Annotated in this window: 13 protein-coding genes; 9 read left to right on the forward strand and 4 right to left on the reverse strand. The window is 69.1% G+C overall.

Annotated elements, in window-relative coordinates; all coding sequences use genetic code 11:
• The first annotated feature begins 92 nt into the window (after positions 1-92).
• The 7 genes from OG534_RS37820 to OG534_RS37850 all read left to right on the forward strand — a co-directional run bounded on the left by OG534_RS37820 (position 93) and on the right by OG534_RS37850 (position 8,446).
• Positions 93-1,190: an ornithine cyclodeaminase family protein gene (locus OG534_RS37820; protein WP_326594176.1), complete on the forward strand. Its 1,098-nt coding sequence runs from the start codon at positions 93-95 to the stop codon at positions 1,188-1,190.
• 141 nt (positions 1,191-1,331) lie between these two features.
• Positions 1,332-2,540 carry a cytochrome P450 gene (locus OG534_RS37825; RefSeq protein WP_326594177.1) on the forward strand — a complete coding sequence of 403 codons (1,209 nt, stop codon included), beginning with the start codon at positions 1,332-1,334 and terminating at the stop codon, positions 2,538-2,540.
• 5 nt (positions 2,541-2,545) lie between these two features.
• Positions 2,546-2,749 (forward strand): hypothetical protein, encoded by a 204-nt coding sequence (locus OG534_RS37830; RefSeq protein WP_326594179.1) that lies wholly within the window; start codon positions 2,546-2,548, stop codon positions 2,747-2,749.
• A 1,646-nt stretch (positions 2,750-4,395) separates the two neighbouring features.
• Positions 4,396-5,433, forward strand: coding sequence for a bifunctional DNA primase/polymerase (locus OG534_RS37835; RefSeq protein ID WP_326594180.1), 1,038 nt, complete (start codon positions 4,396-4,398; stop codon positions 5,431-5,433).
• Positions 5,430-7,028, forward strand: a complete 1,599-nt coding sequence (locus OG534_RS37840; RefSeq protein WP_326594181.1) for a DNA primase family protein — start codon at positions 5,430-5,432, stop codon at positions 7,026-7,028. Before OG534_RS37835 ends, OG534_RS37840 begins: the two co-directional genes overlap by 4 nt.
• Before the next feature lie 221 nt (positions 7,029-7,249).
• The gene (locus tag OG534_RS37845) at positions 7,250-7,633 is read left to right on the forward strand and encodes a DUF6009 family protein (protein WP_326594347.1); all 384 of its coding nucleotides are present in this window, start codon (positions 7,250-7,252) and stop codon (positions 7,631-7,633) included.
• 234 nt (positions 7,634-7,867) lie between these two features.
• Positions 7,868-8,446, forward strand: a complete 579-nt coding sequence (locus OG534_RS37850) for a suppressor of fused domain protein (protein ID WP_326594348.1) — start codon at positions 7,868-7,870, stop codon at positions 8,444-8,446.
• Positions 8,447-8,472: 26 nt separating this feature from the next.
• Here OG534_RS37850 and OG534_RS37855 read toward each other — a convergent pair whose 3' ends face one another.
• Positions 8,473-8,682 (reverse strand): hypothetical protein, encoded by a 210-nt coding sequence (locus OG534_RS37855; RefSeq protein WP_326594182.1) that lies wholly within the window; start codon positions 8,680-8,682, stop codon positions 8,473-8,475.
• 305 nt (positions 8,683-8,987) lie between these two features.
• Between OG534_RS37855 and OG534_RS37860 the strand changes: the two genes are divergently transcribed.
• On the forward strand, positions 8,988-9,233 hold the full coding sequence (locus tag OG534_RS37860) for a hypothetical protein (RefSeq protein ID WP_326594183.1): 246 nt from the start codon (positions 8,988-8,990) through the stop codon (positions 9,231-9,233).
• A gap of 162 nt (positions 9,234-9,395) precedes the next feature.
• Positions 9,396-10,606 (forward strand): IS3 family transposase gene (locus OG534_RS37865; RefSeq protein WP_442807273.1). Its coding sequence is split into 2 segments (ribosomal slippage): positions 9,396-9,690 and positions 9,690-10,606, totalling 1,212 coding nucleotides; the frame shifts between segments, so codons are not numbered across the junction.
• Between the two features lie 51 nt (positions 10,607-10,657).
• Here OG534_RS37865 and OG534_RS37870 read toward each other — a convergent pair.
• From OG534_RS37870 to OG534_RS37880, 3 genes are read right to left on the reverse strand one after another with little or no spacing between them, the layout of a single operon-like run.
• Positions 10,658-11,002, reverse strand: a complete 345-nt coding sequence (locus tag OG534_RS37870; RefSeq protein WP_326594187.1) for a hypothetical protein — start codon at positions 11,000-11,002, stop codon at positions 10,658-10,660.
• Positions 11,003-11,021: 19 nt separating this feature from the next.
• A complete protein-coding gene (locus tag OG534_RS37875) occupies positions 11,022-14,306 on the reverse strand; it encodes an nSTAND1 domain-containing NTPase (protein ID WP_326594188.1) in 3,285 nt (1,094 codons plus the stop codon).
• 5 nt (positions 14,307-14,311) lie between these two features.
• Positions 14,312-14,581 carry a CU044_2847 family protein gene (locus OG534_RS37880; RefSeq protein WP_326594190.1) on the reverse strand — a complete coding sequence of 90 codons (270 nt, stop codon included), beginning with the start codon at positions 14,579-14,581 and terminating at the stop codon, positions 14,312-14,314.
• Between the last annotated feature and the right edge of the window lie 199 nt (positions 14,582-14,780).

Below are 14,780 nucleotides of genomic sequence, written 5' to 3' on the forward strand. Positions count from 1 at the left end.
CAGGCGCGTGTCAACAGGCCCTCCGACGATGTCCGCTCAGCCTCCGGCCGGGGCCCGAAGCGCCGGCCGACGAGAAACTCTGGGAGCGTTTGATGGAGACCTGGGTCCTGAGCGAGCGCGACGTGACACGAGCTGTGGAGAGCGTGGGCCGCGACGCCCTGATGGACCGCGTCATCGACCGCCTCACCGAGGGCCTCGCCGAGGTCGGCCGGGGCCGCCGCGCGCTCTCCCCGCAGCGCGGCGGATTCAACCGCGAGGAACCGGTCCCGGGTATCTGGGAGTGGATGCCGCACCGCGAAGCCGGCGACAGCATCACCCTGAAGGCCGTCGGCTACAGCCCCGCCAACCCGGGGCGGTTCGGCCTGCCGACCATCATCGGCACGGTCGCCCGCTTCGACGACACGACCGGCTCGCTGACCGCGCTGATCGACGGCGTGCTGCTCACCGCGATCCGTACGGGCGCGGCGAGCGCCGTCGCCAGCCGGCTGCTGGCCGCACCGGACAGCCGCGTGGTCGGACTCATAGGGTCCGGCGCCCAGTCGGTGACCCAGCTCCACGCCCTCACCCGCGTCTTTCCCATCGAGCGGGTGCTCACCTGGGACACCGACCCATCGCATGCTGCGAGCCTCGCCGACCGGGTGGCGTTCCTCGGACTCGACGTGCAGGTCGCCGAACCGCACCGGATCGCGGCCGAGGCCGACATCATCTGCACCGCCACCACCGTCCCGGTCGGCGGCGGGCCCGTCCTCCCGGCCGACGCCGTGTTCCGCCCCCACCTGCACGTCAACGCCATCGGCGCCGACCTGGTCGGCAAGACCGAGCTGCCGCTCGACCTGCTGCGGCGGGCCTACGTCAGCCCCGACCACCCCGAGCAGGCCCGCCACGAGGGCGAGTGCCAGCAGTTGGAGCCGCACGAGATCGGGCTCGGCCTCGGCGAGCTCTGCGCCGATCCGGCGGCCGCCGACGCTCTGCGCAGCCGACTGACGGTCTTCGACTCGACCGGCTTCGCGCTGGAGGACCACCTGGCGATGGAGGTGCTGCTGGAGATCGCGGCCGAGCACGACCTCGGCCTGCGGCTCCAGATCGAGCACCACCCCGCCGACGCCCTCGACCCGTATGCCCTGACCGGCGCGCACACGGACGCCGACACCGCGGCGAACACGGCCGCCATGGCCGTCGACCGCACCTGAGCAGCCGCGGGACCGCACCCGCACACTGTGCCCCGCGCATGTGACCCGTGCCCGTGCCCGAGGCCGCCCTGCCCCGGCCCCCGTACCGGACATCTCCCACCCCCAGCGCACCGCCAGCCCCCTGCACCGAAGGAGCCGACAATGGCCCAGCAGACCCCTCCCGCACCACCGTCCATGGCGGACGGCGGCAAGGCGATGCTCGCCTGGCTGCGGACGATGCGTGACGAACACCCCGTCCACGAGGACCAGTACGGTGTGTTTCACGTCTACCGCCACAGCGACGTCCTGGCGGTGACCTCCGACCCCGCCGTCTTCTCCTCCGACCTGAGCCGACTGCGCCCGGACTCCAGCGCGCTCAGTGAGGAGATCCTCTCCGTCATCGACCCGCCGCTCCACCGCAAACTGCGCGGCCTCGTCAGCCAGGCGTTCACCCTGCGCACGGTGGCCGACCTGGAGCCTCGCGTCACCGAACTCGCCGGCCAGCTGCTGGAGAAGGTCGAGGGCAGCGAGTTCGACCTGGTCGGCGACTTCGCCTACCCGCTCCCCGTGATCGTGATCGCCGAGCTGCTGGGCGTCCCGGCCGAGGACCGCGAGCTGTTCCGCGGTTGGTCCGACCGGATGCTCTCGATGCAGGTCGACGACGCCGTCGAGATGCAGTTCGGGGACGAGGCGGGCGAGGACTACGAGCGGCTGGTCAAGGAGCCGCTCAAGGAGATGCACGCCTACCTCCAACGGCACGTCGACGCCCGCCGCGAGACGCCGGGCGACGACCTGCTGTCCCGACTGGTGACCGCGGAGATCGCCGGCGAGAAGCTGACGGACCGCCAGATCGTCGAGTTCGGCGCGCTGCTGCTGATGGCCGGGCACGTTTCCACGTCGATGCTGCTCGGCAACACGGTGCTCTGCCTGGAGGAGAACCCCGAGACCGCCGCCGCGCTGCGGGCCGACCGCGCCCTGCTCTCGGGCGTCATCGAGGAGGTCCTGCGGATGCGGCCCCCGATCACGGTCGCGGCCCGGGTCACCACCGGGGAGGTCGTCGTCGGCGGGGTGACCATCCCGAAGGACCGGATGGTCATGGCGTCCCTGCTCTCGGCCAATCACGACGAGCGGCACGTCCCGGACCCGGAGGTCTTCGACCCCAAGCGCAGCCCCAACCCGCAGTTGGCCTTCGGCCACGGCATCCACTACTGCCTCGGCGGCCCGCTGGCCCGCCTGGAGGGTCGGATCGCCCTGGAGATGCTGCTGGACCGGTTCGAGGACATCAGGGTCACTCCGGGCGCGCCGTACGACTTCCACCGCGAGGGGCTGTTCGGCGCCCGCTCGCTCCCCCTGACCGTCCGTCGCGGGTGACCGTCGTGGCACGCGCGGACACCGGCTGGGCCTCCGAGGTGAGTGACGCTCCGATGCACACGCCGTGGGGGGTGCTGGCGCAGATCTACCAGATCGCCCTGACCGGCAAGAGCCAGGCAATGACGGCCGAACCGCTCCCGGGTGCCGCCGGCAACGCCGGTGCGGGCGGCGGCGCTACGGTGCGGAGGCTGCACCACCCACTGCGCTGAGCCGAGGCCCCGCCGCCATGATCCCGGTGGCCCGTGCCCTCGCCGAGGAAACGGGCCACCGGTACTCGCTAGATCGAGCCGCGCCCACCGAAGCGTGCCGCGTACGCCCGGCTGCTCGAGGGTCCGGTCGAGCGCTTGCCCGAGCCGGAAGGCTCTGCCTCTGCCCCCTCCCCGGCCGACGTTCCGGGGGCTGCTGTCGCCCCGGCCGCGGAAGTGGCACCGCCGACGCCGCTGGTGTCCCCGGTGACGGCCGACCTCCGCTCCGCACCTCCTGCTGGCTGCCCGGCTCCTGGCGTGCCTCCCGCAGTGCTCTCTCCCCCATCATCGAGGGGCGCACCGGGCGGCTGCCGGACGACGACAAGGCCGTCACGTAACGGACGGATGCGCGCAGTGGCAGCTGACGCGTCGCGGGCTCGGACGGTGGGCGTGGATCTACCGGTCCGACGCCACCCTGCGCCACCCCACCGCCCTCCGGCAGGAGTTCATCGGCCGTCTCTTCGACGCCCAAGGGGTCAGGACCACCGAGCGGCGAACCCTGCCGGACGGGCCGGACGTCCCGGGGCTCGTCCGGCAGGACGAAATAGGGGCCCGGCTCTGTCGCGGTCAGCGCCTGCGGTTTCCTGCAGCGGGCACGCTCGAACTCCCGGCAGGGCGGGTGGCCCTGGACAGGAAGAGATGATCTTGGTCCCCTCCAGGTGTTTGTGAGCGACGGTCCCGATTCCGGCCCGCGTCGAATACTGCGGAGGAATGCGTGACGGTCATTCAGGCCCTGTTCCTACTTTCAGGAACCTGGGCCGCCCCCTCCCTCGGTACTCCCTCCCCGGCTCGGGGGGACTGAAGCCCGGTGGGCACCCTTGAGTCCCTGCGCCTTCGGTCACTGAAGAAACCTGCAGGTCAGCGGCTCCGGCAGGGACCGAGAGGGACCGAAGGGACTCAAATCTCTAGTTATGAGCTGCCCACGCTACTTGCAGTAATACCTACTGACTACTTACGTGCGCGCATACACGCACACACGTAAAGGCTGGAATAGTGATTCCAAGTCCCTTCAGTCCCTGAGGCTCGATACGCAGGGCTGTGACCTGCGGTTTTCTCCAGGGACTCAACGACCAGGGACTGAACGCGAATCCGGCAGATTCAGACCCTGGAGCGGAAGGGACCGAGTCATAGCGCGCGAGACCGACGGACTGTCGTTCCGACTGCTGGGGGGGACCCGACGCGGGAGGGGGACGGCCACCGCCTGGCGGGTTCGTCTCAGAGGGGCTGCGGCGACCTTGAGGCGACGGGCGGCGCAGGGCCCCGAACCTTGCCCGGTACCGGATGCCGCTGCGACACGCCCGGGTGCGAACGGACCTCAGAGAAGGGCCTACCCGGACGAACCTGTTGGAAAAAGATCAGGGACCGAGGGACTGAAGGGACTGAACTTCTGATACAGCGGAGATTGCATCCCTGCCTGTGGCGGTCTCTGGGGTAGCCTCCGGCATAGTGAATCTTCAGTCCCTCTGGTCCCTGAGGCACAGGTCAAGGTGCTCCGTGGAGAACCGCCCCGGGACCGAAGCAGCCGCCGCTCACGATGCGTCAAGGAAGAGCCAGTGCCCGTCCATTCCCAGAGCCTGCCACATCGTGAAAGTGGCAGGACGGCGCGGGACGTGGCCATCTGGCTGGCCCGGAAGGGCCACCCCGTGCACCCGCTGGCGCCGGGGACAAAGACTCCCGCCCCGAACTGCCCCAAATGCCGCGACGGCCGGCACCCCCCGCAAGAATGCCCCTGCCACGCCCTGGGCCGCTGGTGCCACGGCTTCCACGCCGCCACCACGGACGTGCCCACGGTGCTGCGATGGTGGGAGTCGGAGCCCGGGTTCGGTGCGGGTGTCTCCTGTGGCCCGGCCCGGCTCGTGGCCATCGACGTCGACAACCACCCGGGCCCGCTGCCCGACCGCAGGCGGCTGCTGCCGGGCATCCCCGTCGACGACAGGGTGGACCTGACCGGACTGCAGAGCGGCTTCGACACCCTCGCGCTGCTGGCGGCGTACCGTTCGCGGCCCAATCCGTGCGAGGACAGGTCGACCCTGCGCGTCCGTACGCCCTCCGGAGGCATGCACGTCTGGTATCGGGCGCCCAAGGACGGTCCGCGCTTCCGGTCCTCCAGCGGATCGAGCCCCAAGGTCGCGCTCGCCTGGCAGGTCGACGTCCGTGCGGTCGGCGGATACATCGTGGCGCCCGCGACACGCACGGCCGCCGGTGTGTACGAGGCGCTGCCCGGAGCGCGGCTCCCCGCCCCCCTGCCGCTGTGGCTGACGACCGAACTCGCCCGCACCGGGCACTTGGTCGAGGACTCCCCCGCAATGCCCCCCGGCGGCCCTGTGGCGGCCCGTCAGCTCCCGCGCGTTCGGTCTCAGGGGCGCACGCAGGCCGCAGAACGCATCCTGACCCCGCTCGTCGACGAGGTGCGAGCCTGCGCCACCAGACCTGCCGGGGCGGCGTTCAGCGAGAAGCTCAACCGAGCGGCGTTCACCGCAGGAGGACTGGCGGCCACGGGCCACTTCGACCCGGAGGAGTGCCGCCGGCTGCTCCTCGAAGCCGCCGACCACGCACGCCCCCACCAGCCGCGCCGGAACCGCCTCATCGTCGAAACAGGGCTGTGCGCCGGAAGAAACCGACCCATCCACACCGAGGAACGCCCATGAGCAATGCCGGAAGCAGGGGGTTCAACGCCCAGGCCGCGGCGGAACAGCTCGCCGCGTTCACCACGGACAGCTCCGCCGACACCCCCGCGGTCGCCCCGCCCACCGACACGGCCAAGCCCGGCCGACGGGGCGACCAGCGCCGCCTGCCCGCGCAGCAGACCGCGACCCCGGCAGCGACCGCCGCAGGCGACTTCATCTCCGTCGGACTGCTGCGCAACCTCACCGACCGCGGCAACGCCAAGCTGTTCGCGCACCTCCACCATGACCGGTTCCGCCACGTCGAGGGACTGGGCTGGTACGTGTGGAACGAGTACCGGTGGAAGCGCACCGGTGGCGAGAAGGCCGCGATCTGGGCCGCCGGCGAGATGGCAGAGGAACTACCCGGCCACGACCCGCGCGGCGTCTTCACCGACCGGGAACTGGCCCAGCACCGCAGGCGCGCCATGTCCACCTCGGGCGTGAAGGCGATGCTCGCCCAGGCCAAGGCCTCCCCCGAACTCGCCCTGGACCCAGACTCCCTCGACGGCGACAAGTACGCCCTGTGCACCCCTGCGGGCGTCGTGGACCTGCGCACCGGCGACCTGCACAAGCCCGACCCCACCCGGGACCTACACTCCCGCGCCACGTACCTGGCCCCCGAGGCCATGCACACCCCGAGGTTCCACGACTTCCTCCACCAGACCTTCGGCGACGACGGCAAGGGCAAGGAGATGATCAACTTCCTTCATCTCCTGCTCGGCTACTCCATCACCGGCGACGTCGGCGGCCAGGTCCTGCCCTTCCTGTATGGCGTCGGCGCCAACGGCAAGTCGGCCCTCCTCGACGTCGTCATCAAGATCCTCGGCGACTACGCGGACGTCGCCCCGCCCGGATTCCTCATGGAGCGCGGCAAGTTCAACGAGCACTCCACCGAGCTGACGGAGCTCCACGGGCGCCGCCTGTTCGTGTGCAGCGAGCTCAAGCCGCACGACAAGTTCGACGAGGCCCGCGTCAAGCTCCTCACCGGCGGTGACCGCCTCAAGGCGCGCCGCATGCGGCAGGACTTCTTCAGCTTCGAGCCCACCCACAAGCTGTGGCTGCTCGGCAACCACCGCCCGGAGGTCGGCACCGGCGGCCACGCCTTCTGGCGGCGGATCCGGCTGATCCCCTTCGAGCGGGTCGTACCCGACCACCGTAAGATCGACAACCTGGCGGAAGCACTCGTCCAGGAGGAGGGCCCGGGCATTCTGCACTGGATGATCCAGGGAGCCAAGGCCTACCTCGCGACCAAGCCGGCCCTGACCGGGCCCAGCGTTGTCCGCACCGCCACCCAGGCCTACGCCACCACCGAGGACCACATCGGACGGTTCCTTGTGGAATGCTGCACCACTGGGGCGGACCTGCCCGATTCACGAGATCTGAAAGTGGAGCAGGGAGCCCTCTACCGGGCTTACAGTGCCTGGTGCCAGGACGGCGAGGGCCTGCGCCCGGCCACGACCCGCGCGTTCGCCACACGCATCCGCGCGGAGGTCGGTGTGGCCTCACCCGGTGAGATGCTGCGCTCGAACGGGCAGAAGTTCTACCCCGGTCTGGCTCTCTTGGCCGACGAGGAGTAGACACCGCACCACGCAACCGGGCAAACGCGACGTGATCGGCCGATGTGTGCTGCCGCCCCGGGGTAGGCACGCCTACGATGGACAAGGAAGATGAACAGACCCACCATCCGGCGGTGGCCCACCGAGCGCTGCCGCATATCGCCATCGGCATCGGCGCCGCTCGCGGCGTGGAGGAATCGAGGGCCCGTAAGGGCCGACGTGAACGAGGAAGGATCCAGGCCATGAGCTCGCTACTGACGGCAAGCGATCTCACCCACGAGGACAAAGTGGTGTGGCTAGAGGACCCCGCAGAACTCGATTACGTCCGCCAGGCCCTGGACAAGACCCCCCGGCGCCGAGGGAAGCCGCGTTACCACCGTGACGGGCGCATGATCGGCTTCGCCGAGCTCGGCGACACCGCGGAGGCGGACCCCGACAGCGGCCTGCAGAAGCGGCGGGTGTTCTACCTGCTGCCGCACGACCGGGATGCCGAGCCGCACGGCCTGTACAAGGAAGGCGCGCCGGGCGAGGCAGTGGACCCCCGCACGATCGCGCCGCGGCAGGTCGGCAGGAAGACCGTCCGCTCGCAGCGCGGGCTGTCGGCGTCCGCGCCGACGGTTGCCTGATTCGGTCCCTTCGGACCCTCTCGCGAGACGCAGTGGCCCGACGCGAAGGGCGAGCCGTACCAGCTGGCGAACCGCTGCCTCTCTCGCCTAGAAGGCTGCGACCGGCCTGCGGATAGGCCCTCGGGACTGGTAAGGGCGCATGTTGAAGTGTCGCGTATTCGTGGCTGATGCCCACGAGTCATGACGCTGGGTAAGCAGTCGGGCCGGTTGGCTGAGGTCTGGCATGATCACGCGGTGAGTGATGCGAGGCTGCTGGCCGCGGAGGCCGTTGAGTCACATGTCCGGGCGTTTTTCGAGGGGCATTCCGTGGAGGTCGTCGTCTACGACCTTGGGCCGGAACGGCGCGAGGTCGTGCCCGAACTGCGAGTGCTCGTTGTGAGCCCCGGTCCCCGCAGCGACAGCTGGGCTTACGTAACCGCCGGGTGCTGGGCCGCGATGGAGAAGGACGGCCACGGGCTTGAGTTCGTCATGACTGCCCACGTTCGCGACCAGCGGTTCATCGACCTCATGGCCATGATCGCCTACTACCACTGCGGTGGGCATCAACTCGATCTGGAGCACAGCATGCCGATCGGTGAACCATGGGTTCCGGGCTCGACCTGCGACCACCTGCTGATCAGCCTGCCCTATCACCACGGACCGGACCTTGAGCACTGTCCGCTGCCCGGGGGCCACGCCCGCATCCTGTGGACCTTGCCCGTGACAGCCGCCGAAATCGAGTTTCGCAGGCACCAGGGTCATGAAGCGTTGGAGCAACTCTTCGACGAGGCGGGGATCATTCCCACTGACCCTTTCCGGGCATCGGTGGTGTGAGGCGTGGGCCGAACCTCTTCCGGCGATCACCGCTTGTGATCACCAGGGGCGTATCGGCTCCAGGTTCCACCGGCTTCGGTGACCAGATGCGTGGTGGTCTTGTCGTGGTATCCGAACGCCTTCGCGATGACGGGGGCGGGGGCCTGGAGGACGAGCTGGCGGATCGAGGAGGCGCGGCCCCGCTGGGGTGGGATGCCGATGTCACGAAGGCGGTCCTGCAGGCTCGTCTGGTGCATGGGCTGTCCGGCTTGGCGGCCGGGGAACAGCCAACCGGAACTCCGGCTGCTCGCGTAGGCGAGGTTCGGGTGTTCTGCGAGGTAGCAACGCATGAGGTCGGCAACGGGAGCTGGCAGCGGGGATGGTGGATCGCCGAGCCGAACTGTGACTGTGGTGCCGTCGTCGACGATGTCTTCGGTGGTGAGGCGGACGATCCGGCTGACTGGTTGGGCGTAGAGCAGGACGAGTGCGGCGGCGACTCGGCTCCGCAGCGGGGGGGGGGGCTGTCATCGTTCAGGACACGCCGGAGCAAGGTGAGACGCCGGTGCTGGTGCATCGGGGTTTGGTCCTGCTTGACGATGTGGGTTGGCAGGACGAGTCGTGGCATCGTGCCGGCTTCCATGCACCAGCGGAGGAAGACCTGGGCCGGGCGTCGGGTGGCGTACTTCTCGGTGTGCCAGGCGTCGAGATCGGCTTGCTGGCAGTGATCGAGAGTCCTGCCGCGGTCGAGGAGCCAGATGAGGAAAGCGCCGGCCTGGGTGACCTGCTGTTTGGCCTCGTGGGTCGGTGAGCGTCCCAATGGTCCCTTCTCTGCCTTGGCTCGAAGGCGCCGCATCTGGTGCCAGGTGGCGAACCGGTGCAGAAGTCGGTGAACCTCCGGATCGGGCCTTGACCCCGGATTTTGGACACCGGAGAGACTTGGATCTTGATGGTCCAGGAGAACGGAGTCCCCGTGGGGATGAAGCACTACCCCGCCGAGTTCAAGGCGGACGCGGTCGCGTTGTACCGGTCACGGCCAGGAGCGACGATCAAGTCCGTCGCCGGCGATCTCGGGGTGAACACCGAGACGCTGCGGAACTGGATCCGGGCCGCCGACAGGCGCCGCCCCGGCTCCCACTCGACACAGCCGGCCGCTTCGCAAGCCAGCGGTGACGACGTGCAGGCGGAGTTGGCCGCAGCTCTGAAGAGGATCCGCGAGCTGGAGGAAGAGCGCGACATTCTCCGCAAGGCGGCCCGGTATTTCGCGACGGAGACGCGCTGGTGAACCGCTGCCAGTTCGTTGAAGATCACCAGCGCCGGTTCGGCGTCACGCGGCTGTGCTCACTGCTGGGAATCTCTCGCTCGAGCTTCTACTACTGGCGCCGCACCGCAGCGGCAAGGGCGGCCCGGCAGATTGCCGAGGCCGGGCTCGCAGCCTGGATGCGCAAGGTCCACCAGGACTCCGACGGCACCTACGGAGCCCCCAGGATCACAGCCGAACTCCGCGACGAGGGCGGCCCGGTGGTCAACCACAAACGCGTCGCGAGGATCATGCGGACCATCGGGCTCGAGGGAGTCCGTCTGCTCCGCCGGCACCGCACCACCCTCGCGGACCAGACAGCGCCGAAGACGCCGGATCTGATCGGCCGTGACTTCACCGCGGCCGCGGTGAACACGAAGTACGTCGGCGACATCACATACCTGCCGGTCAGCGGCGCGAAACCGCTCTATCTCGCGACCGTAATCGACCTCGCCTCCCGCCGGCTGGCCGGGTGGGCGATCGCCGATCACATGCGAACCGAGCTCGTCATCGACGCCCTGGCGGCCGCCGAGCGAACCCGCGGCAGTCTCGATGGAGCGATCATGCACACGGACCACGGGTCTCAATATACGAGTCGGGCCTTCGCCGAAATCTGCAGGTCAGCAGGGGTTCGGCAGAGCATGGGCGCGGTCGGGTCCAGCGCGGACAACGCCGCCGCGGAAAGCTTCAACGCCGCCCTCAAGAGGGAGACTCTCAAAGGCCGCAAAGGCTGGTCCAGCGAGCGCGAGGCCCGGCTCGACGCCTTCTGCTGGCTGACCCGATACAACACCCGACGCCGGCACTCCCGCCTCGGTCAGCGGTCCCCGATCGCCTACGAGAACGACTCCCAACCAACAGCAACTACCCTGGCCCAAGCCGCATAGACGTGTTCAAAATCCGGGGTCAAGGCCCGTGACAACCTTCACCAAGAGTTGTCACGCGGCCGGGCCGTTGCGGATCTGGAGTTCGTGCAGCCACTCCTGGGCCGCTGCGAGGTTGGGGGCGGTCCCGACGGGTTCGTATGCGAACACGCTCCACTCCTCCAGGACCCGGGTTTCGCCGGGACGGAGGTGGGTGGAGCCGCCGTTGACGGGCCGGTGGCGGCGGTGGATGTCCATCGGCGGGCGGCGGCGTTTGTTGTACGCGGCGAGGGCGGCATCGGCGTCCAGGCGGCCACCGTCGTCGGGCGCGAGGCGGCGAGCTCGCGCGCCCTGCTCCGTACGTCCTCGACCGAGGCGGTCTCGTACGGGCGGGGACTGCAGCAGGGGCGCGACTCCCACTGCTCGGTCCAGATCCGTTTCAGCCGCTACCAGAGGTTGGGCATACGGGCCCTCGGCTTGGATGGTATGCCTCTCGTTCCTCTGGGGTGAAGTCGCGTTTGACTGTGCGGCAGATCTGCTGGATTGCCGCGGAGGAGGAGAGAACGACCACGCCCCGCAGTTGTACGGTGCGATCGGCGCTGGCGGTGGCGAGGCTGCGCCCGTCAGGGCTGAACGCCACCGACCAGACTGCGGCCGTGTGCCCAACGAGGGTTGCGCGGGACGTGCCGGTGGGCACGTCCCATAGCCGGGCAGTCTTGTCGGTGCTGGCGGTGGCGAGGGATTTTCCATCGGGGCTGAACGCCACGGACTGGACTGCGTCCGTGTGCCCGGTCAGGGCGAAGCGGGTCCGGGACCTGCCTGTGGCGACCTCCCACAGTCGTACCGTGCTGTCGGTGCTTCCGGTAGCGAGGGTGCGTCCGTCGGGGCTGAACGCCACGGACTGCACCGCGTCCGTATGCCCGGTAAGGGTGGCGCGGATCTCGGCTGTGGCACGGTCCCACAGTCGTACCGTGCTGTCGGTGCTTCCGGTAGCGAGGGTGCGTCCGTCGGGGCTGAACGCCACGGACTGCACCGCGTCCGTATGCCCGGTAAGGGTGGCGCGGATCTTGCCTGTGGCACGGTCCCACAGTCGTACCGTGCTGTCGGCGCTTCCGGTAGCGAGGGTCGATCCATCAGGGCTGAACGCCACTGCCAGCACCGCAACTGCTTGTTTGGGCAGGACAGCGCGGGACTTGACTGGGTCCACGTCCCACAGCTGTACGGTGCCGTCCTTGCCGGCAGTGGCGAGGGTTCCATCACGGCTGAAGGCCACTGACAGCACCGCACCTGCTTGTTTGGGCAGGACACCGTGGGTCTTGCCTGTGTCCCCGTCCCACAGCCGTACGGTGCGGTCGCTGCTGGCGGTGGCGAAGGTCTGACCCTTTTTCGGGCTGAACATCACCGAATTCACTGCGCCGGAGTGCCCGGTCAAAGGGCGGCGCCGTGAGGGACCTGCAGCGGTTTGCAGGCTTGCGATGGACTCTGCAGTGCTGCTGGTTCGATATGCCTCGATGGCCAGCAGCGAGGCGAGTTCAGGGTTGGTATCAATGAGAGTGTCAGCCTGGATGGCAAATTGCCGGGACTGTGCTGCTTGGCGCTGGACGGCCGCCGTCCGCCACTGCCACACGGCGGCCCCTCCGGCGAGGAGTGCCAGGAGCATGACGACCACCAGCGTCGCCAGCGCTGTGTTGAGGCGCCTGGTACGTCGGATAGCCGCCTGTTGTCGCTGCTTGCTGCCCATGATGAAGGCTGAGATTTCGCCCGGCAGCCGGCGTTGCCGCGCCCATTCCAGCCCTTCCGCGAGCGCTGTTCCCCCGAGCAGGTCTCCTGGATCTCCCTTCTCGGCGTAGCTGGCATGCCGTTCACGGGTCCGTTCGAGCCAGTCGTGGAAACGGTGATCCTGCCTGACCCACTCGCTTAATGTTCCCCAGTCACGGATGAGCGCATCATGGATCAGTTCGGCTACCGGCTCCCCGGGAGGCGCATCGGGGCGTTGGGGGTCGCGCAGCGTCTGTGTAGTGATGATGCGATGACGGGCGAGGGCGGCCAGGACGGTGTCGACGTCGCCATCGGGTGCACCGTCGGGGCCCGCCGCCAGGTCGCGCAGTTCGTCGAGGGGGACTTGGGCACGGACGGCCGGGACACGGCGTCTGCGGTCGGCGGGTCTCACCAGTGAGGTCAGGATGCGTCGCGCGATGAGCTGCTGATCGGGCGGTAGTTCGTTGAGGGCGCTGTCGCACCAGGTGGTCAGGCTCCCGCTGACCGCTCCGAGGCGACGGTAGGACTCATGGGTGAGGTGGCCGTTCTGGCGCCGGACCCACAGCTGGCTGAGTGTCAGCTCCAGCAGGGGGAGCACCGTAACGGGTGCCTGTTGGGTGGGCGCTTCCTCGGGATTGGTGGCCAGGACGTCGGAGACGATCCGCTCAGGCAGTCCTGGTTGGAAATGGAGACCCACGTCCCGGGCCGGGAGGGTGATGATGTCGTTCAGGTCCCGCTGGTTCAAGGTGCCCGGAACATTGAGGAGCCCCGAGGTCGCTGCTTTCAGCAGCCCTGGTGCCAGGGCGGCCAGCTGGGGATAGAAGTCGTCCCGCATGACCAGGATCACGCTGAGCGCGGTATGTGAGTCGACCGCTGCGGCGATCTGGTCCGCGACGGACTGCTGGTTCCGCCGGTGGCCGTCGGCTGTCTGGATGAAGAGCTCTTCGAACTGGTCGATGATCAGCAGGATGCGCTGATGGTCGGGCTCGGCTGCCAGCCGACGGGTGACCGCCCCGGCGATGCCCTCGGTGATGGCTCCCGGCAGCCCTGCACGTTCGATCTCTGCCGCCAGGTCCTGCCTCGGCCGTGCGATCAGCACCAGCCACCGATCACTCCCCGGCAGTTCCCCCTCCGTCAGCTCCCGCAGAACCCCCGCTTGGATCAGCGACGATTTGCCCGACCCCGACGGCCCCAGCAGCAGCGTCAGCCGCCGCTGCTGTGCCAGGTTCGTCACGACCTGCCGTACCGCCTCCTGCCGGCCCTGGAACCACCGGGCGTGCTCCGCGGTGAACGGCTCCAGTCCCCGGTACGGGCATACTTCCCGCTCCACCAGCTCGGGCAGGATCCCCCGCAGTACCTGTGTCGGAGTGACATACGCGACGCCCTGCCCCTTTCCGAACTCGTCGGGCGCGGCGATCTCCGTGAGCATGCCGATGACCAGGCCGGTCACCTCGTCGAGCACGGGCCCGCCGCTGAACCCGGTGGTGAGATCGTTGGCTGCGGTGAGCTGCAGGTGCGCACTCCGGCTGCCCGAGCCCGGCAGTAGATCGCCGGCCACGCCGAAGCCGAAGTGTCCTTCCGGCGGGGCCTGCGCGGGGAATCCGAACGAGCGCACCTGGTGACCCCGGCACCCCTCCGCGGAGCCCAACGGCAGCACCCGCGCCCCAGCCGGCATGCTACTCAGACGGATGAAGGCCACGTCCTCGTCTTGGGTGGCTCGCCACAGCTCGCCCGGGACCTGGCCCTCCACCTGACCCACACCCCTCACATGAGGGAAGGCCACCTGCACCGCAGCCCCCGGCCGGCCTCCGGCCGCTTCGACGACGTGCGCGCAGGTGACCACGACCTTGTCGGACACCAGGAACCCCGCCCCGGCCACCGCTCCATCCGGCCGGAGCACCTGGACCATGGCGGTGAGCAGGTCTGATGCAGTGCCGTCAGCCGGTTCCTTCTCCGTGCCAGTCACCGGGATCAGTCCGTACCCGTGCCTGCGCGAGGGTGACCGGAGCCGTCACCCTGCCAGGAAACGGTCACCTTCAGGTGACAGCCGGCCTGGCTCTTGGTGATCACGGCCCCGGCCTCGACCGCCAGGTCGACGCCGAACTCGACAGTGACCTGATCTGGGCCGGCCCTGCGTAGCTGGCCGAGGGTGGCGCGGACAGCCTCCGTGACCGGCTCCAGGGCCCCTTCCAGAGTCACCGGCAACTCGCGTACGGCGTCACCGATACGGCCAGCTTTCACCGGCCCGTCCCACTCGGCTGGCTGCTCGACCAGAATGCAACCCCCGCCGTCCAACGGAATCCGGGTCAGAGCTGCCAACGCGCCTCCGTCGTCGATCGTGGCCCCGCACCCGGGATCTTGGCCAGTGTGCTCTGCATAGCCGCACGTTAGAGCGACGCCTACGCCGAAGGCTGTGCTTGCCCCGACTATTGGCCCTGAC

This window comes from Streptomyces sp. NBC_01294 (genome assembly GCF_035917235.1).
Classification (GTDB): Bacteria; Actinomycetota; Actinomycetes; order Streptomycetales; family Streptomycetaceae; genus Streptomyces; species Streptomyces caledonius.